Annotated in this window: 15 protein-coding genes; 12 read left to right on the forward strand and 3 right to left on the reverse strand. The window is 67.4% G+C overall.

The annotated features are described in order from the left end of the window. Nucleotides 1-70: 70 nt before the first annotated feature. From GM1_RS16315 to GM1_RS16325, 3 genes are all read right to left on the reverse strand, one after another. Complete coding sequence (locus tag GM1_RS16315; protein WP_040520468.1) at nucleotides 71-2,443, reverse strand: glycoside hydrolase family 65 protein; 2,373 nt, start codon at nucleotides 2,441-2,443, stop codon at nucleotides 71-73. 85 nt (nucleotides 2,444-2,528) lie between these two features. Next, entirely contained in the window at nucleotides 2,529-3,248 is a 720-nt protein-coding gene (locus GM1_RS16320; RefSeq protein ID WP_008380640.1) for an HAD family hydrolase, read from the reverse strand. A gap of 25 nt (nucleotides 3,249-3,273) precedes the next feature. Further along, entirely contained in the window at nucleotides 3,274-3,906 is a 633-nt protein-coding gene (locus GM1_RS16325) for a TetR/AcrR family transcriptional regulator (RefSeq protein WP_008380643.1), read from the reverse strand. 65 nt (nucleotides 3,907-3,971) lie between these two features. Between GM1_RS16325 and GM1_RS16330 the strand changes: the two genes are divergently transcribed. The 12 genes from GM1_RS16330 (at nucleotide 3,972) to GM1_RS16385 (ending at nucleotide 18,721) form a co-directional block, all read left to right on the forward strand. Further along, nucleotides 3,972-5,348 (forward strand): flavin-containing monooxygenase, encoded by a 1,377-nt coding sequence (locus GM1_RS16330; RefSeq protein WP_052005442.1) that lies wholly within the window; start codon nucleotides 3,972-3,974, stop codon nucleotides 5,346-5,348. Continuing rightward, on the forward strand, nucleotides 5,345-6,508 hold the full coding sequence (locus GM1_RS16335; RefSeq protein WP_008380646.1) for a serine hydrolase domain-containing protein: 1,164 nt from the start codon (nucleotides 5,345-5,347) through the stop codon (nucleotides 6,506-6,508). Before GM1_RS16330 ends, GM1_RS16335 begins: the two co-directional genes overlap by 4 nt. Further along, entirely contained in the window at nucleotides 6,505-7,545 is a 1,041-nt protein-coding gene (locus GM1_RS16340; RefSeq protein WP_008380647.1) for an NAD(P)-dependent alcohol dehydrogenase, read from the forward strand. The genes GM1_RS16335 and GM1_RS16340 overlap by 4 nt, the downstream gene beginning before the upstream one ends. Nucleotides 7,546-7,594: 49 nt before the next feature. Continuing rightward, nucleotides 7,595-9,259 (forward strand): steroid-24-oyl-CoA synthetase, encoded by a 1,665-nt coding sequence (casG, locus tag GM1_RS16345; RefSeq protein WP_008380649.1) that lies wholly within the window; start codon nucleotides 7,595-7,597, stop codon nucleotides 9,257-9,259. 22 nt (nucleotides 9,260-9,281) lie between these two features. Continuing rightward, nucleotides 9,282-11,024, forward strand: coding sequence for an N-acyl-D-amino-acid deacylase family protein (locus tag GM1_RS16350; RefSeq protein ID WP_008380651.1), 1,743 nt, complete (start codon nucleotides 9,282-9,284; stop codon nucleotides 11,022-11,024). A gap of 89 nt (nucleotides 11,025-11,113) precedes the next feature. After that, nucleotides 11,114-11,965: a PhzF family phenazine biosynthesis protein gene (locus tag GM1_RS22990; protein ID WP_040520444.1), complete on the forward strand. Its 852-nt coding sequence runs from the start codon at nucleotides 11,114-11,116 to the stop codon at nucleotides 11,963-11,965. Next, complete coding sequence (locus tag GM1_RS22995; protein ID WP_008380654.1) at nucleotides 11,962-12,813, forward strand: TatD family hydrolase; 852 nt, start codon at nucleotides 11,962-11,964, stop codon at nucleotides 12,811-12,813. Before GM1_RS22990 ends, GM1_RS22995 begins: the two co-directional genes overlap by 4 nt. Nucleotides 12,814-12,871: 58 nt before the next feature. Then, nucleotides 12,872-13,984 (forward strand): resuscitation-promoting factor, encoded by a 1,113-nt coding sequence (locus GM1_RS16365; protein ID WP_008380655.1) that lies wholly within the window; start codon nucleotides 12,872-12,874, stop codon nucleotides 13,982-13,984. After that, a complete protein-coding gene (rsmA, locus tag GM1_RS16370; RefSeq protein WP_040520448.1) occupies nucleotides 13,948-14,877 on the forward strand; it encodes a 16S rRNA (adenine(1518)-N(6)/adenine(1519)-N(6))-dimethyltransferase RsmA in 930 nt (309 codons plus the stop codon). The genes GM1_RS16365 and rsmA overlap by 37 nt, the downstream gene beginning before the upstream one ends. Then, nucleotides 14,874-15,791, forward strand: a complete 918-nt coding sequence (locus tag GM1_RS16375; protein ID WP_008380659.1) for a 4-(cytidine 5'-diphospho)-2-C-methyl-D-erythritol kinase — start codon at nucleotides 14,874-14,876, stop codon at nucleotides 15,789-15,791. The genes rsmA and GM1_RS16375 overlap by 4 nt, the downstream gene beginning before the upstream one ends. Before the next feature lie 43 nt (nucleotides 15,792-15,834). Continuing rightward, nucleotides 15,835-17,640: an ABC-F family ATP-binding cassette domain-containing protein gene (locus GM1_RS16380; RefSeq protein WP_008380660.1), complete on the forward strand. Its 1,806-nt coding sequence runs from the start codon at nucleotides 15,835-15,837 to the stop codon at nucleotides 17,638-17,640. 85 nt (nucleotides 17,641-17,725) lie between these two features. Next, nucleotides 17,726-18,721, forward strand: coding sequence for an enoyl-CoA hydratase/isomerase family protein (locus GM1_RS16385; protein WP_040520471.1), 996 nt, complete (start codon nucleotides 17,726-17,728; stop codon nucleotides 18,719-18,721). Nucleotides 18,722-18,767 lie beyond the last annotated feature (46 nt).

Raw genomic sequence — 18,767 nt, forward strand, 5'->3', positions numbered from 1 at the left:
CCATGGCCGGAAAGTCACGCGGCGGTGCGGTACGTACCCGACCCCGGCGTGACTTTCACGGCACAAGGGGTCAGAGGGAGCGGCGGTAGGGCTCGCAACCGGGCGGGGCGGACGGCGCTTGCTGGGGTGTCGGAGCCGGGATGCTCCGTCGGACGGGGACGTCGCCGAGGACGAACGTCTCGCCGTGATGCGCGAGTTCGATCGTCGGCCCCGACAGCAGCCGGTACGTCGCCGACTCGGCGTCGATGGCGACGACGATTCGCGACTCCCGGACCACCATGCGGAAGCTCATGTAGGTGAGCTGCCGGGGTAGTTGCGGGGCGAAGGTGATCGAGCCGCCGAAGTCGCGCATGCCGCCGAAGCCTGCGACGCAGTCGGTCCACGCTCCTGCGAGGGCGGCGATGTGCAGACCCGACGACACATTGCTGTGCAGGTCGTGCAGGTCGGTGAACACCGACTCGCTCATCAGGTCGTACGCGAGGTCGAGGTAGCCGACCTCGGCTGCGGTCACGGCCTCGCAGCACGCGGACAGCGACGAGTCGCGCACGGTGATCGGGTAGTAGTAGTCGAAGTTCTTGAGCTTCTGCTCGGGCGTGAACCGGTCGCCGAACAGGTACATCGCGAACACGAGGTCGGCCTGCTTCACGACCTGCTTGCGATAGAGGTCGTAGTACGGGTAGTTCAGCAGCAGCGGGTATCGGCCGCGGGACCGTTCGAAGTCCCACGGCGCCAGCAGCGTGAAGGCCTCCGACTGCTGGTGGACGCCCAGGGCGTCGTCGTACGGCATGGTCATGTCGTCGGCGCAGGATGTCCACAGGGCAGTCTCGGCAGCAGTGACTCCGAGGTCGCGGGCGACTGCGGGCTGGCGTCCGACGGATGTCACCGCGTCGCGCAGCGCCTGCTGGGCGGCGAGGTTGGTGAACATGTTGTTGTTCACGATCGCCGTGTACTCGTCGGGGCCGGTGATGCCGTCGATGCGGAACTGCCCGTTGGCGTCGTGATGTCCGAGGCCTGCGAAGAATCGGGCGATCTCAACGAGGAGTTCCACGCCGCACTCGACTTCGAACGCCTCGTCGCCGGTGGCGCGGATGTACTTGGCGGTGGCGTTCGCGATGTCGGCCGAGACGTGGACGCCCGCCGTTCCCGCAGGCCAGTAGCCGGAGCATTCGTCACCGTTGATCGATCGCCACGGGAACATCGCGCCCGACTCGCCTAGCTCAGTGGCACGGGCCTTCGCCTTGTCCATCGTGCCGTGTCGCCAGCGGAGTTCCTCGCCGGCGGCCGCGGGCACGGTGTAGGTGAGCATCGGCATGATGAACGTCTCGGTGTCCCAGAAGGTGTGGCCGTCGTACCCGGGGCCGGTGAGCCCCTTTGCGGGGATCGCGCGCGACTGCCCGCGAGCGCCGGCCTGCAGCACATGGAACAGGGAGAACCGAACGGCTTGCTGCATCTCGGCGTCGCCGTCGAGTTCGATGTCGGCGTCGCGCCAGAAGTCGGCGAGGTACGCGGCCTGCTCTTCCTTCAAAGCGTCCCATCCGGTCTCGCGGGCCATGGCGATCGCGGCGTCCACCTGGGCGCGGAGGGCGGGGACGCTGCGTCGGGCCGACCATCCGTATCCGAGGAACTTCGTCAGCACGATCTTGGTGCCCTGCGGAACAGTGGCGGCGACGGTGAGGCGGGCGAGGTCGCCGTCGGCGCGGATCGACGTGTCACCGCTTCCGGGGAGCTCGAGCTCGTGGTCCATCGCCGCGGCGACGGTCAACCCCGACTGGCGGGTGTGGTGGACGAGGACCGCGGAGTAGTCCTCGCTGTCGGCCAGGTCGGCGACGAGCGGGGCGTCCAGGGCCGCGGCCAGCCGCGGGTCGTCCGCTGCCGATTTGCCGCCGGCACCCGCCAGCGGTTCGTTGGCGAGGAGGTCGGACTGCAGCACCAGCTTCATGTCTTCGCCGATCGGCTCCACCTCGTAGCGGATGGCGGCGACGGTCCGCTTCGTGAACGAGACGAGGCGCTCGGACGTGATCCGGACGGTGCGGCCGGTGGGCGAGGTCCACATCGTCTCGCGACGCAGGGTGCCGGTCCGGAAGTCGAGGACCCGTTCGTGTTCGACGGTGCTGCCGTACCGGAGGTCCATCGGCTCGTCCTCGACGAGGAGGCGGATGATCTTGCCGTCGGTCACGTTGACGACGGTCTGGCCCGACTCGGGGTAGCCGTAGCCGCTCTCGGCGTACGGCAGGTCCCGCAACTCGTAGAAGCCGTTGAGGTAGGTGCCCGGAACGTCGACCGGCTCGCCCTCCTCGAACGTGCCGCGCAGGCCGATGTGCCCGTTCGACAAGGCGAACAGGGCCTCGGTCCGGCCGATGGTGTCGATGTCGAATCCACGCCACCGCAGTTCCCACGGGTGGACGTCGAACCCATGGTCCGGACGGGTGCCGTGGGTGGGGATGTGCAGCGTGTCGGGATGACTGGAGGTGTCGCCGTGGGTGGTGTGCACGAGCCCGGCTGTGTTCGATTCGATCACGGGAGTCCCTTCAGTTCGTGAGGAGATCGTCGAGGTCGGCGACGACGACGGAGGCGCCCGCGGCGCGCATGGATTCGGCCTGGGGCGACGACGCCGACGCGTCGCCGACCCTGTCGATGCCTACGACGTATCCGAACGATCCGGCGTGACCTGCGGCGACGCCGGAAATGGCGTCCTCGAAGACGGCCGCCTGCGAAGGTGCGACACCCATCAACTCTGCGCCCCGCAGGTACGAGTCGGGTGCGGGTTTGCCGTTCAGACCCTCGTCGACGATCGTGTTGCCGTCCACGCGGTGCTCGACGTAGTCGGACAGGCCCGCGGCGTCGAGGACCTTCGCGCCGTTTTTCGACGACGTGACGACGGCGATCCGAAGGCCGGCGGCGCGTGCCGCGTCGAGGTACCGGACCGATCCCGGGTACGGGGTGACGCCGTCGGCGTCGATCGCGGCGAGGAACTCGGTGTTCTTCGCGTCGGCGATCGCGGTGACCGTCGACTCGTCGGCGGTGATGGACCGCGAGGCGAGGAACGCGCGCACACCGTCGAGCCGCGGTCGGCCGTCCACGTACTTCAGATAGTCGTCGGCGGTGAACGGGCCGGACGGGTCGCCCTGCGAGAGCAGGAACTCGTCGAAGGCGTTCTTCCACGCCGACTCGTGCAAGGCGGCGGTGGTGGTCAGCACGCCGTCGAGATCGAAGAGTGCAACGGTCACGTCATCGGGGAGGCCCAACATTGCCGCAACGCTACCCGGCAGAGCACTACGCTGCCGGGTGACTCGTGGGGTCTGGAGCCGACAGTGCGGTGTGCCACACGTCGGTGAGCACCTCGACAGCGAGTTCTCGTGACCCGTCGATGGTTCCGAGGGTGTCCCAGCGTTGGAAGAACCGCTCGAGCTGGGTGACGAGCAACTCGATGCGCAGCCGCGCCTCGTCGCGTCTGTCGTCCGGCCATCGTGCGAGGTATCGGGTCATCGAGTCGGGGAGTGCGGCGATGCCCGCGCGGGCGATCTCGCGGAACTCCGGTTCCAGCGCCGTTGCTTCGTCCCATGCCCGGAACAGTTCGTTGTTCGTGGCGAACCAGTCGAGCGCCCGGCTGACCCATCCGGCGAAATCGTCGCGGGAGCCGCCGTCGAGCACGTGATCGAGGTCTTCGTAGAACGACAACCACGACGGTGTGTCTCCTGATTGCGCAAGGGCGAGGAGGATGTCCAGCTTTCCGGGAAAGTGCAGGTAGAACGTCGCACGGCTGCAGCCGACGTCGGCGGCCACATCGTCGATGGTGACGGCGGCGTACCCGCGTTCGGCGAACAGGGCGCGCGCCGAGGACATCAGCTTGGCGCGGGTCTGCCGCTTCTGCTCTTCGCGGAGGTTTCCGCGGCCGGCTCTGGTCACGATGTGAAGTGTAGCTGAGTAGATGCTCCGACATTCACTTGACAGTGTGTCAGCGAATGGGCAGTATGGCCTGCATCACGTTTCCTCCCTCCCAAGGAGCCCCGTTGAAGTCATCCACCCTTCCGACGGTCTGCGTCATCGGCGCAGGCCCGTCGGGTATCACCACGGCCAAACGACTGAAGGACCACGGCATACCGTTCGACTGCTTCGAGGCGTCCGACGAAGTGGGTGGCAACTGGTACTTCAAGAACCCGAACGGGATGTCGGCCTGCTACCAGAGCCTGCACATCGACACGTCCAAGTGGCGGCTCGCGTTCGAGGACTTCCCGGTGCCCGCGGACTGGCCCGACTTTCCGCACCACTCGCAGCTCTTCGGCTACTTCAAGGAGTACGTCGATCACTTCGGGCTTCGCGAGTCGATCACGTTCAACACGTCGGTCGTCCACGCTGCGCGGGGATCCGACGGTCAGTGGACGGTCGAGTTGTCGGACGGTCGGGTGCGGACGTACGACGCGCTGATCGTCTGCAACGGTCACCACTGGGATCCGAACCTTCCGGACTACCCCGGCGAGTTCGACGGCGTGCTCATGCACTCGCATTCCTACAACGATCCGTTCGACCCGATCGACATGCGCGGCAAGAAGGTCGTTGTCGTGGGAATGGGGAATTCCGGCCTGGACATCGCATCCGAGCTCGCACAGCGGTACCTCGCCGAGAAGCTCACAGTGTCTGCACGACGAGGCGTGTGGGTGCTGCCGAAGTATCTCGGCGGGAAGGCGGGCGACAAGATGTCGGCGCCCGCGTGGATGCCGCGCTGGATGTCCCTCGGTCTGAGCCGACGGTTCCTCCGCAAGAACCTCGGGACCATGGAGGGCTACGGCCTGCCTGCGCCGGACCATCAGCCGTTCGAAGCGCATCCGTCCGCCAGCGGCGAGTTCCTGGGCCGCGCGGGCTCGGGCGACATCGCATTCAAGCCCGCGATCACCGCGCTCGACGGCCGCAACGTCCACTTCGCCGACGGCACCGTCGAAGAGGTCGACGTGATCATCTGCGCCACCGGATACAAGATCAGCTTTCCGTTCTTCGACGATCCCGACCTGCTGCCCGATGCGGGCAACCGTTTCCCGCTGTTCAAACGCATGATCAAGCCGGGCATCGACAATCTCTTCTTCATGGGCCTCGCGCAGCCGATGCCCACCCTGGTCAACTTCGCCGAACAGCAGAGCAAGCTCGTCGCCGCATACCTCGACGGGTCGTATGCGCCGCCGTCGGAATCGGAGATGCACGCCGTGCTCGCCGCCGACGAGAAGTACTACCTCGGCCCGTACTACGAGTCGCCACGCCACACGATTCAGTGCGAATTCGACCCGTACGTGCGCAATCTCGTCAAGGAGATCGCTGCGGGTCGCAAGCGTGCACGTTCGTTGCAGGCCGCTCGATGACCACGATGCACGGAATGTGCGACCCGCGGTTCGACGCCCTGCGCGACGAGTTCGCCGCGCGCCTCGACTCCGGCGAGGAACTCGGCGCGTCGATCTGCGTGATGCTCGACGGCGAACCCGTCGTCGACCTGTGGGGCGGACACGTCGACCCAGACCGCACCGAACCGTGGCGACGGGACACGATCGTCAACGTCTTCTCCATCACCAAGACGATGACCGCCCTCTGTGCGTTGGTCTTGGCCGACCGGAACCTGCTCGACCTCGACCGACCGGTCGCCCACTACTGGCCCGAGTTCGCCGCCAACGGCAAGGACGACGTCCTCGTCCGGCATCTCCTGTCGCACACATCGGGCGTCTCCGCGTGGGAGCGGCCCGTCGAACTCCAGGACATCTACAACACAGACGAAGCCGCAGCCCGGCTTGCGGGGCAGCCGCCGTGGTGGGAACCCGGCACCGCCTCCGGCTATCACGCCCTCAACTTCGGTCACCTGATCGGCGAACTGGTCCGCCGGATCGACGGCCGTTCGCTCGGCGACTTCTTCGACGACGAGATCGCCCGGCCGGTCGGTGCCGACTTCCACATCGGGACCGGACCCGAACACCACGGCCGCATCGCGCCGATCGTCCCGCCGCCTCCCCTCGAATTCGACCTCGGCTCACTCGATCAAGACAGCGTGCTGGTGAAGACTCTCACCTGCCCGCTGCTCGACATGAACGAGGTGAACAGCGCCTCGTGGCGGCAGGCGCAGATCGGCGCGGCCAACGGACACGGGAACGCTCGCTCGATCGCCCGCATCCAGTCGCTGGTGTCGTGCGGAGGTGAGGTCGACGGCGTTCGTCTCCTGTCGCCGTCGACTGTCGAGAGGATCTTCGACGAACAGATCGACGGTGTGGATCTGGGCATCGCGACTCCGCTCCGCTTCGGAATCGGGTACGGTCTGCCGCACCCTGTGACGGTGCCCACAGTCCGCGGCGGGAAGGTCGCCTGGTGGGCGGGATTCGGCGGATCAATGCTGGTCAACGATGCAGACAATCGGATGACGTTTGCGTACGCGATGAATGCGATGGCCCCCGGGCTCATCGGATCTGACCGGAGCGAGGCGTATTTGCGTGCCACGAACGAGGCGCTGGCCGGCACGGACAAGGAGGCGATCGGATGAGGGCGCTGCAACTGACCGACCCCGGCGTGGTCGAGATCAGAGACGTCCCGGTGCCCGATGTCGGCCCGTCCGACCTGTTGATCGAAGTGGGTGCGGCAGGCATCTGTCACTCAGACCTGCACCTGCTCGACTTCCCGTTCAAGATGCGCGAGGAACCACTGACCCTCGGACATGAGATCGCGGGCACCGTCGCAGCAGTCGGCGCAGACGTCGACTCGGCGCGGATCGGGGAGCGGGGAATCGTCTACCTCTGCTGGTCGTGTGGTCACTGCAGTGAGTGTGCGAGCGGCAACGAGAACGTGTGCCTCGCGGCGGGCCGTACCGCGATGCCGCCCTGCCCCGGGCTCGGCCCCGACGGCGGCATGGCCGATTACGTCCGTGTCCCGGCGCGCTCGTTCGTCCCGATCGGCGACCTCGACTTCTGCCAGGCAGCACCGATGGCCGATGCGGCCCTCACGAGCATGCACGCGATCCGCGGCGCCCAGGACCATCTGACCCCGGGGTCCACCGCGGTGGTCATCGGCGTGGGTGGACTCGGGCACGTCGCCGTTCAGATTCTCCGGGCGGTCAGCGCCACGAGGGTGATCGCCGTCGACGTCGGTGATCGGCAGCTCGAACTCGCCAAGCGCTGCGGCGCCGACGTGGTCCTCGAATCGGGCTCGGAAACCGCACAGCAGATCCTCGAACTCACCGGCGGTCGCGGAGCGGCCGCGGTCTTCGACTTCGTCGGCGTCGACGCCACCGCGCAGACGGCGGTCGAGGCCGTCGCACCCAACGGTGCGTATCGCATGGTCGGACTCGGCGGAGGCGCCCCCGCGATCACGGCGGATCCCTCGGGCGGTCCCGGCTGGCCGTGGGGCGCGCCGGTCCGGAAGTCGTACGGAGGCACCCGCCGTGACTTGATCGAGTCGATCGCGCTCGCACAGGCAGGACGTCTCACTGTCGAGTTCGATCGATTCACCCTCGACGACGCGCACGACGCCTTCGCCAAGCTGCGTGCAGGTGACGTCAACGGCCGAGCGGTCCTCGTCCCGTGACCACTGTTGCCGCACCCCGATTGAAGAACCACCACCGAAGGAACTCACGATGACCGACACCATTGATCCCCAGGCCTACATCGCCTCCGTCATGGCCGGGCTTCTCGGACCGGGCGGGCGGTTCGAGATGGTCCCCGAGGACGTTCTCGGCGTGACGATGCCGGTGATGCGACACCGCGACCGTGCCCTCGCCGATCTGCTCACGGCGTCGGAGGCCTACGGCGACCGGGACTACATCGTCACCGAGGACCGTCGGATGTCGTACGCCGAGCACGCCGCCGCGGTCGCGGCCCTCGCGACCGCCCTCCGAGACGACTACGGGGTCGGCAAGGGCGACCGCGTCGGCATCCTCGGCGCCAACAGCCCAGAGTGGCTCATCGCGTTCTGGGCCGCGCAGACTCTCGGAGCCGTCGCGATCGGCTTCAACTCGTGGTGGGCGCCGCAGGAAGTCGCGTACGGCCTGACGCACACCGAGCCGACGGTTGTCGTCGCCGACGCCAAGCGCGCGGCGATCATCGAATCACTCGGAAGCGGCACCCGCGTTCTCAGCATGGAGTCGGACGTGCCGCGTCTGATCGCCGACCACAACGGGGCCCCGGCGCCGATCACGGACGTCGACGAAGACGATCCGGCCGTCATCCTCTTCACCAGCGGAACGAGTGGACGGCCGAAGGGTGCGGTGCACTCCCACCGCAACGTGCTCGCCACTGTCGACTACCACCGTTTCAGCGACGCGCTGCTCGCGGCGTTCACCGGTGGCGACCCGAACTCCACCGCTCCGAGCGATCGCCGCTACATGGTGACCTCTCCTTTGTTTCACATCGCCAGCCTGCACAACCTCGCCATCCCGCGACTCGCGACTGGCGGCGCGATCGTCCTGCACCAGGGAGCATTCGACGTCGATCACGTGCTCCGCCTGATCGAACGGGAACGAGTCACCAACTGGGCCGTGGTCCCGACGATGGCCAGTCGCATGCTCGAACACGGGGACCTGTCGCGATACGACCTGTCGTCGATGACGGCGTTCGCCCTGGCGTCTGCGCCGTCGTCGCCCGCACTGCAGGAACGCCTCCGACAGCAGGTCGACTTCGCCCGCGACTCCCTCGTGGACAGCTACGGGCAGACCGAGTCGAGCACTGCTGTCGCCGTCGCCACCCCGCAGGAACTGCAGGCGTTCCCCGGCACTCTCGGCCGCCCGATCATCGGCGTCGCACTGGAGATCCGCGACGCCGACGGCGTGGCGCTGCCGGAGGGCGTCGAAGGAGAGGTGTGCGTCCGCAGTCCCTACGTGATGCTCGGGTATTGGAACGATCCGCAGGCCACCGCGTCTGCGATCACCGCCGACCGCTGGTTGCGGACCGGCGACTTCGGTCGGATCGACGACGGGCGACTGAGCCTGACCGGCCGACGGTCGGACCTGATCCTGCGCGGCGGTGAGAATATCTACCCGGTCGAGGTGGAACAGTGCCTCGACGAGCATCCCGACGTCCTCGAGAGCGCCGTCCTCGGCGTCGACCATCCTGACCTCGGACAAGAGGTCGGCGCTGTTGTGGTCACCCGACCCGGCTCCGAAGTGACCGACGCCGACCTCGCGGCGTTCGCCGCGGAACGGATCGCGTACTTCAAGATCCCGACCCGGTGGCGGATCACCACCGACTCGCTCCCGCGCAACGCGACCGGAAAGACCATCCGGCGTGACATCGCAGCCTTCTAGAGTCTCTGAACGGACCACTCCCATGACTTACGACGTCATCATCAAGAACGGCGCCTGGTTCGACGGCGCCGGATCGCCCTCTCAGCAGCGTCACCTCGGCATCACGGACGGGATCGTGTCTGCGGTCTCGGCTGATCCCCTCGACGAGACCGGCTGCCCGGAGGTGATCGACGCCGCAGGCAAGTGGGTGATGCCGGGCATGGTCGACATCCACACTCACTACGACGTCGAGGTGCTGGTGAGCCCGGGCCTGGCGGAGTCGGTGCGGCACGGTGTCACCTCGATCCTCGTCGGGTCGTGCTCGCTGTCGACGATCCACGCGAGCCCGTCGGACGCGGGCGACCTGTTCGGACGGGTCGAGGCGATCCCGCGACGTCATGTCGTCGACTCGTTGGAACGACTGCAGACGTGGACGTCGGCCGCCGAGTACGCGGCCGCACTGGAGGCGCTTCCGCTGGGGCCGAACGTCGCGGCGTTCATCGGGCACTCCGACATTCGAGCAGCTCAGCTGGGTCTGGAACGTGCCACCAGTTCCGACGTTCGGCCGAGTGAGCAGGAACTCGCATCGATGGAGGCGGCGCTGCGAGAAGCGCTGGACGCGGGCTTCGTCGGCATGTCGTCGCAGCAGTTGCTGTTCGACAAACTCGACGGTGAAGTCTGTCGGTCACGGACGCTGCCGTCGACCTACGCGAAGAGCAAGGAGCGTCGTCGTCTGAACCGCATCCTCCGACGCAGGGGCCGAGCCCTCCAAGGCGGACCCGATGTGGGACGTCCGCAGTCGATGGTGTCGATGGCGTTCAGCAGTGTCGGCATCGGTCGGAACCCGCTGAAAGTGAGCCTGCTGTCGGCGGCGGACGTGAAGGCGATCCCGTTCGTCGCGAAGGTGTTCCCGGCGCTCGCCAAGGTCGTCAACTCGCTGGGCGGCGACTTCCGGTGGCAACACCTCCCGGTTCCGTTCGAGGTGTACTCCGACGGCATCAACCTGCCGGTCTTCGAGGAGTTCGGGTCGGGCGCGGCGGCGCTCGACCTGTCGAATCGACTGGAGGAACGCCACGCGCTGCTCCAGGACGAGGCCTACCGTCGTCGCTTTCGGGAGGACTATGACAAGAAGTACGGTCCGCGGGTCTGGCACCGTGACTTCTTCGACGCAGAGATCGTCGAATGTCCCGACGACTCGGTCATCGGCAAGACATTCGGTCAGGTGGGCGTCGACCGCGGGGGAGTGCACCCGGTGGATGCGTTCCTCGACCTCGTCGTCGAGCACGGAACCAAGGTGCGGTGGCGCACCACGATCTCCAATCATCGGCCCGACGTGCTGAACACGTTCGCCTCCGACCCCGGCATCCAACTCGGCTTCTCCGACGCGGGCGCCCACCTGCGGAACATGGCGTTCTACAACTTCGGTCTCCGACTTCTCCGTCGCGTGCGGGACGCGGAGCTCGCGGGTTCGCCGTTCATGACGATCGAGCACGCCGTCCATCGCCTGACCGGGGAGCTGGCCGACTGGTACGGCCTCGACGTCGGACACCTACGTGTCGGCGATCGCGCCGATGTGCTCGTCGTCGATCCCGAACGACTCGACGAGACGTTGGAGGATTACGCGGAGAATCCCGTCCCCGAGTACGACGGCCTCTCGCGGATGGTGAACCGCAACGACGCGACGGTCACCGCAGTACTGGTCGGCGGCGACTGCGTGGTCCGCGACGGAGTCCCGCTCCCGCATCTGGGCGTCCGACGGACGGGCTCGTTCCTCCGCGCCCGCTGAGCTGACCCTTCGGGCGCGGTCTTCTTGGTTCTTCGAGCGCAGTCTTTCTTGGTTCTTCGAGCGCAGTCGAGAAGCGGCACAATGAGCGGATGACTCCACGCACGAGACCGTTCGCTCAGGTGGACGTCTTCACCGACGCTCCGACGCTCGGCAACCCGGTAGCCGTCGTCTTCGACGCCGACGACCTGTCCGACGCTCAGATGGCGGCATTCGCGCGCTGGACGAATCTGTCGGAGACGACGTTCGTGTTGCGGCCGACAGATCCTGCTGCGGACTATCGCCTGCGCATCTTCACCACAACCGGCGAGCTGCCGTTCGCCGGTCATCCGACACTCGGGTCGGCTCACGCCTGGCGTGACCGCGGCGGAGTGCCGCGCGGCGAGCACATCGTGCAGGAATGCGGCATCGGTCTCGTCGACATCAAGGAGGAGTCCGGCAGGCTCGCGTTCGCCGCACCGCCGCTTACCCGATCCGGGCCGGTGGAACCGGAGGTGTTCGCGACGATCTGTCGGGGTCTGCGGATCACTCCCGGCGAGGTCGTCGCCGCAGAGTGGATCGTCAACGGCCCGCAGTGGATCGGCGTGGTGCTGCACGACGGCGACGCGGTGCTGAGCATCGACCCCGACATGCGCGCGCTCGGAGACCTGGACGTCGGGGTGATCGGCGCCTGGCCTGCGGAACTGGCACGCGAGAAGGGCGCCGACGTCGAAGTGCGAGCGTTCGTTCCAGGCGACGGCGTGCCGGAGGACCCGGTGACCGGCAGTCTCAACGCCGGTTTTGCGGTCTGGCTGCGCAGGACAGGCAGCCTTCCGGAGTCGTACGTCGCGTCCCAGGGGACCGTGCTCAGGCGGTCGGGGCGCGTGCACGTCGTCGACGACGGGACGCACATCTGGGTGGGCGGCGACAGCGTCACCGTCGTGTCGGGCACAGTAGTGCTGTGAGTTCCAGCAAGAAGGACAAGCGTCGTCTGCCCCCGCCCGACCCGGAGCCGTTGCCCGGCTTGATCGACGCGCACACACATCTGGCGGCGTGCGGCGGTCGGACACCGGAGGCGGTGAAGGAGATCCTCGACCACGCGGAGGCGGTGGGCGTCTCCCACGTCGTGACCGTCGCCGACGACATGGTCGACGCACGATGGGCGGTGCAGGCCGCGAAGTGGGATTCCCGGGCGTTCGCGGCAGTGGGACTCCACCCCACACACGCAGCCGACCTGAACGATCAGACGCGCGCCGAACTCGAGGAGATGCTCAGCGACGAGCGGGTGGTTGCGGTCGGGGAGACCGGCCTGGACTACTACTGGACCACCCGTTCGCAGGACTGCGCTGATCCGGCGACACAACGTGACGTGTTCGCATGGCACATCGACCTCGCCAAGCGCACCGGCAAGGCGCTGATGATCCACAACCGGGACGCCGACGGGGACCTTCTCGACGTGCTGAAAGCCGAAGGCAGCCCGGACACGGTGGTGATGCACTGCTTCTCGGGAGATCGTCACATCGCGGCCGAATGCGTCGAGCGCAACTACTACTTGAGCTTCTCAGGCACTGTGACCTTCACCAATGCCGACGAGTTGCGTGCCGCGGCGCACATCACGCCTGCTGAACTCATGCTGGTGGAGACGGACGCACCGTTCCTGACGCCGCATCCGTACCGTGGCCAGCCCAATCAGTCGTACTGCGTGCCCTACACGGCGCGTGCCCTGGCGGCGGTGAAGGGGCTCGACGACCGTGAGATGGCGACGATTCTCGGGGCGAATGCACGCCGTGCGTATTCCCTGCCGTTGCGGTAACAGCAGTCTGTTCGTTACCGTATCGTGATCGAAGAATCACCCGTCAGGATGAATTAGCTTGTCTGCTTTCACGAGAATCAACCAGTCCACGTCGATGCGCGCCCGCCTCGCGGTCGCCGCCGTCACCACCACCGTCGCTGCGGGCGCGGTCACCGGTGCAGTGATGCACAAGGAAGTGACTCTCGCCGTCGACGGTGAGAAGACCACCGTCAGCACCATGGCGTTCTCCGTCGAGGACGTCCTGCGTGACAACGGTGTCGACCCGGCAGCAGGCGACATCGTCAGCGTCTCCCTGTCGAGTGCACCCGAGGACGACCAGACCATCGTCGTCGACCGCCTCAAGAAGGTCGAGTTGATGATCGACGGCAAGCGTGAGGTCGTCACGACCAACGCGTCCACCGTGCGCGGCGTCCTCGCCGAGAAGGGCCTCGAGTCCAGCGCGGTCGACGGCAGCCTCGACGCACGACTGCCCGTCGACGGCGGTGACGTCGATGTGACGCTGCCCAAGCGGGTCGTCCTCACCGACGGAACCGACACGACTCGCCCGACGATCGCCGCCAAGACCGTCGGCGACCTGCTCGCCCGCGCGGGCAACCCGCTCGAGCCGACCGACACCGTCTTTCCCGCCGCAGGCACCCCGGTCAGCAAGGACATGGTCATCAAGGTGACCCGTGTTCGCACCGAAGACGTGACCCTCGACGAGGACGTCGCGTCGCCGCAGGTGAAGAAGAAGGATCCGACCCTGATCTCGGGCCGCACGGTTGTGCTGAAGAAGGGCACGCCCGGCAAGGCCAAGGTCAAGTACTCGGTCACCACCCGAAACGGCAAGGTGATCAAGAAGGTCAAGCTCGACGAGCAGGTGCTGGTGGCCGCCACCCCGACGACGGTTCGGGTCGGCACCAAGCCGGGTGCGCCGTACGTGCCGTACGGCGTCTGGGACCGCCTCGCGCAATGCGAGTCGACAGGCAACTGGGCCATCAACAACGGCAACGGCTTCTACGGCGGCATCCAGTTCGACCAGAACACCTGGGACCGCTGGGGCGGCCAGGAGTACGCGCCGCGTGCCGACCTCGCGACCCGCGAAGAGCAGATCGCGATCGCCAAGAAGACGCAGGCCGCGCAGGGCTGGGGCGCATGGCCGTCGTGCACCTCTCAGCTGGGCATCCGCTGACGCCTATCCTTGGGGGTATGCAGAGCACACCCCGACTCCTCGGTCCCGCCGAGATCCGCGTCTTGGCGGCGGAACTGGACGTCCGACCGACGAAGACGCTCGGGCAGAACTTCGTGCACGACGCCAACACGGTCCGCCGGATCGTCACGACGTCGGGGGTTGGTCCTGACGACGTGGTCCTCGAAGTCGGACCGGGTCTGGGATCCCTGACCTTGGCGCTGCTCGGTGTCGCAGGCCGTGTCGTCGCCGTGGAGATCGACCCGAAATTGGCGGGGCGCCTCCCGCAGACGATCGGCGAGTTCGCGCCGGACGCCGCGTCGAACTTCGACGTCGTGACCGCCGACGCCCTCACCGTGACACCCGACGACCTGCCGGTGACCCCGACAGCGCTGGTCGCGAATCTGCCGTACAACGTCGCGGTGCCTGTCCTGCTGCATCTGATGGCCGAGTTCCCCACGCTGCGCACGGCGCTCGTGATGGTCCAGGCCGAGGTCGCGGACCGTCTCGCCGCGACGCCGGGTGGACGCATCTACGGTGTGCCGAGTGTCAAAGCGCGTTACTACGGCGACGTGACACGCGCCGGCGCCATCGGAAAACACGTCTTCTGGCCGGCGCCGAAGATCGAGTCCGGGCTCGTCCGGATCGAACGCACGGACCCCTACGGTCACGACGCGGACCATCGCCTGCGAACGTTCGCCGCCATCGACGCAGCCTTCTCCCAGCGCCGGAAGACGATGCGGTCGGCCCTCGGGGCCTGGGCGGGTAGCCCTGCGCGCGCCGAAGAGCTGCTCCGCAGTGCGGACATCGACCCGAGCATCCGTGGGGAACGGCTCGAAGTGGACGACTTCGTGCGTCTGGCCCAAGCGGCTCAGACAGCGGAGACCGGCCGGTGATCGGCGGGGCGACCGCGCGGGTCCCCGCCAAGATCAACCTGCATCTCGGTGTCGGACCCCTGCGCGACGACGGCTTCCACGAACTCTCGACGCTCTTCTGCGCGTTGTCCATGTACGACGACGTCACGATCCGGCCGTCAGACGAGCTCACTCTGACGGTCACCGGCGAGAACCGTCGCGCGGTGCCTGCCGACGCCACCAATCTCGCTGCCCGTGCGGTCATCGCACTCGCCGAACGGACCGGGCACGATCCGTCCGTCGCGATCACCATCGACAAGCACATCCCCGTCGCAGGCGGAATGGCCGGCGGATCCGCCGACGCCGCAGGTGCACTCCTGGCCGCCGCACGACTGTGGCGCTCCGATCTGCCGCGCACCGAACTCCTCGAGATCGCTGCCGAATTGGGCTCCGACGTGCCGTTCTCCCTGACCGGCGGTGCGGCGCTCGGCACGGGCCGCGGCGAGAAGCTGCTCCCCGTTCTTCATCGCGGCGAGTTCCACTGGGTTCTCGCCGTCTCCGGCACGGGACTGTCGACGCCCGCGGTCTACCGCGAACTCGATCGTCTGCGCGCCGACGGCGAGCGCACCACCGACGCCGGGACACGGCGGCCCGACGAGCTGATGGTCGCGATCGCCTCCGGCGACGTACACGCCGTCGCGCCGCTGCTCCACAACGATCTGCAGCCCGCAGCATTGTCGTTGCAGCCGATGCTGCGGCGCACGCTCCGCGCCGGCACCGAGGCGGGCGCCCTCGCCGGGATCGTCTCCGGTTCGGGCCCCACCTGCGCCTTCCTGTGCGCGGACGCCGACTCGGCCGTCAGCGTGGCGGCGGAGCTGTCCGGCTCCGGCGTCGCGAAGGCGGTGCGGACCGCATCCGGCCCCGTCGCAGGCGCCAGGCTGATTCCACAGACCTGAACGCTCTGATCGTCACCCTCGAAACTAAGGACACCACCTCCGCATGGCAGCCAACCCCGGCACCAACACGTCACTGATCACCGCCGAGAAGATCAGCAAGAGTTTCGGCATCCGTGCCCTGCTCGACGACGTCAGCGTCGGTGTGCACGAGGGGGAGCGGATCGGCGTCGTCGGCCTCAACGGCGGCGGCAAGACGACTCTGCTCGAGATTCTCGCCGGAATCACCGAGCCGGATTCCGGCCGCGTGTCCCGGGTCGGCGGAGCGGTCGTCGCGACCGTCACCCAGCGAGGCGAGATGCCCGAGGACCACACCGTCTCCGACGTGGTCGTGGGCGTCGGTGTGGCCGAGCACGAATGGGCGTCCGACGCCCGGATCCGCGGCATCTTGACCGGAATCGGCATCGACGGGCTGCTCGACCGCAAGGTGACGGAGCTGTCCGGCGGCCAGCGTCGACGCACCGCGCTCGCGGCGGCCCTCGTCACCGACGCCGACCTGCTGATCCTCGACGAGCCGACCAACCACCTCGACATCGAAGGCGTCTACTGGCTCGCCGAGCATCTCGTCAACCGACGCAGCGCGCTGCTCGTCGTGACTCACGACCGCTGGTTCCTCGACACCATTGCCACGCGGACCTGGGAGGTCCACTCGGGTCGGGTCGACGAGTACGAGGGCGGCTACAACGACTGGGTGTTCGCGCGTGCCGAGCGGAACCGGCAGGCCGATGCCGCGGAGGAGCGTCGTCGCAACCTCGCGCGCAAGGAGCTGGCGTGGTTGCGCCGCGGGGCCCCGGCGCGCACGTCGAAGCCGAAGTACCGCATCGAGGCCGCTGAGAAGCTCATCTCCGACGTCCCGCCTCCCCGCGACAGTGTCGCCCTGTCGGCGTTCGCGAAGCGCCGACTCGGCAGGGTCGCGATCGAACTCGAAGACGCACGGCTGACCACGCCGTCGTCCGACGGCGAACCCGGACGAGTGCTGCTCGACGACACCACCTGGCGTCTTGCTCCCGGTGAGCGGATCGGCCTGGTCGGAGTCAACGGCTCCGGCAAGACCACACTTCTGCGAGCCCTCGCAGGCGACGTGCCGGTCACGCCCGGCCGACGCATCGAAGGCAAGACCGTCTCGATCGGCTGGCTGCGGCAGGAACTCGACGACCTCGACGAGTCGCTGCGGCTGATCGAGGTGGTCGAGGCCGTCGCCGGTCACATCATGCTCGGCGACAAGGAGATCTCGGCGAGCCAGCTCTGCGAGCGTCTCGGCTTCTCGCCCGCCCGCCAGCGGACGCCGGTCGGCGACCTCTCCGGAGGCGAGCGGCGCCGTCTCCAGTTCACCGCCGTCCTGATGAGCGAGCCGAACGTGCTGCTGCTCGACGAGCCGACAAACGACCTCGACATCGACACCCTGCAGCAGGTCGAGGACCTGCTCGACTCGTGGGCCGGAACTCTTGTCGTCATCAGTCACGACCGGTACCTCATCGAGCGGATCTGCGACTCGACGTGGGCGCTGTTCGGCGACGGGAAGCTGACCAATCTTCCGCGCGGGGTGGACCAGTACCTGGAACGACGAGCCGAGGACTCCCGCCCGAGTGCTCCGTCGAAGCCCGCCGCAAGTGCGGCGGCTCCGGCGACGAGCGCAGCTGAGCATCAGGCCGCGCGCAAGGAGTTCAACGCAGTCGAACGCAAGATGGAGAAGCTGAACACTCAGATCGCGAAGCTGCACGAGAAGATGGCCGCTCACGACCAGAGCGACTACACCGGACTCGGTGACCTCACCGCGAAACTCCACGCCGCACAGGCCGAAGTCGACGAACTCGAAGAACGCTGGCTGGAACTGTCCGAGCTCGTCGGCTGACCAAGTCGGCGGCGTGGCGCAGAACACGCCGGGATTTACTTGGACGCCCAACCATCGGGGGAGGGCCTGCGATAACGTGGCGGTCATGTCGTACATCCGCACCACCGTCGCGAACGGTGTCGGGGAGATCGTCCTCGACCGCCCGAAAGCCCTGAACGCTCTCGATCAGACGATGATCGACGACCTGCATGACGTCCTCGAACGCTGGGCCGACGACGACGCGGTCGAGACCGTGCTCGTCACGTCGGCAAGCGAGCGAGCCTTCTGCGCGGGCGGCGACATCCGCGCGATCCGAGACAGCGCGATCGCGGGCGACGCCGCGGCCGTCACCAAGTATTTCGCGAGCGAGTACCGCGTCAATCAGATGATCGCCGAGTACCCGAAGCCGTACGTCGCACTGATCGACGGCGCTGCGATGGGCGGTGGGCTCGGCATCAGCGTCCACGGTGAGATCCGCGTGGTCACCGAGAAGGCGCTCATCGCGATGCCCGAGACGGCGATCGGGTTCTTCCCCGACGTGGGCTCCACCTACTTCCTGCCGCGACTGCCGCGTGGTGTCGGCATGTGGCTCGGCCTCACCGGCGCACGTCTGCGAGGCGCGGACGCCGTCGCCGTCGGGCTTGCGACGCACTATGTCCCGTCGGCCGAACTCGGGGCCGTGGCCGACGCCATTCGCTCGGGCGAGGGCCTCGCCGCAGCGCTGGCGGATCACCGTGATCCCGTTGAACCCACCCTTCCGCTGACAAAGATCGCGGACTACTTCGGTGACACGAGTGTCGACGCGATCATCGGCGGCCTCCGAGGTGCGGTCGGCGACGAGTGGGCGACCGAGATGTTGACGCTTCTCGGATCGGCGTCACCGACCAGCCTGTTCGTCACCGCGAAGCTCATCGAGCTCGGCACGACGTCGTCGTTGGCGGAGTGCCTCGAACGCGAGCTGTCGACCGCCGAGCGGATCACGGCGCATCCCGACTTCGCGGAAGGGGTTCGCGCGGTGCTGGTGGACAAGGATCGCAACCCGTCGTTCACTCCTCGCACCATCGAGGAGATCGACCCCGCCTCCATCAGCGAGATCGTCTAGCGCGCTAAGGGGTGATTCGGTGTCACCAGATGACACCGAATCACCC

It is taken from the genome of Gordonia malaquae NBRC 108250, from assembly GCF_000344135.1.
In the GTDB taxonomy this organism is placed as follows: Bacteria; Actinomycetota; Actinomycetes; order Mycobacteriales; family Mycobacteriaceae; genus Gordonia; species Gordonia malaquae.

What these genes read in the sequence shown, in the direction of transcription:
- GM1_RS16320 (WP_008380640.1), bottom strand. Translation starts at nt 3,248, where the DNA reads ATGTTGGGCCTCCCCGATGACGTGACCGTTGCACTCTTCGATCTCGAC.
- GM1_RS16330 (WP_052005442.1), top strand. Translation starts at nt 3,972, where the DNA reads ATGGCCTGCATCACGTTTCCTCCCTCCCAAGGAGCCCCGTTGAAGTCA.
- GM1_RS16335 (WP_008380646.1), top strand. Translation starts at nt 5,345, where the DNA reads ATGACCACGATGCACGGAATGTGCGACCCGCGGTTCGACGCCCTGCGC.
- GM1_RS16340 (WP_008380647.1), top strand. Translation starts at nt 6,505, where the DNA reads ATGAGGGCGCTGCAACTGACCGACCCCGGCGTGGTCGAGATCAGAGAC.
- casG (WP_008380649.1), top strand. Translation starts at nt 7,595, where the DNA reads ATGACCGACACCATTGATCCCCAGGCCTACATCGCCTCCGTCATGGCC.
- GM1_RS16350 (WP_008380651.1), top strand. Translation starts at nt 9,282, where the DNA reads ATGACTTACGACGTCATCATCAAGAACGGCGCCTGGTTCGACGGCGCC.
- GM1_RS22990 (WP_040520444.1), top strand. Translation starts at nt 11,114, where the DNA reads ATGACTCCACGCACGAGACCGTTCGCTCAGGTGGACGTCTTCACCGAC.
- rsmA (WP_040520448.1), top strand. Translation starts at nt 13,948, where the DNA reads ATGGCCGTCGTGCACCTCTCAGCTGGGCATCCGCTGACGCCTATCCTT.
- GM1_RS16380 (WP_008380660.1), top strand. Translation starts at nt 15,835, where the DNA reads ATGGCAGCCAACCCCGGCACCAACACGTCACTGATCACCGCCGAGAAG.
- GM1_RS16385 (WP_040520471.1), top strand. Translation starts at nt 17,726, where the DNA reads ATGTCGTACATCCGCACCACCGTCGCGAACGGTGTCGGGGAGATCGTC.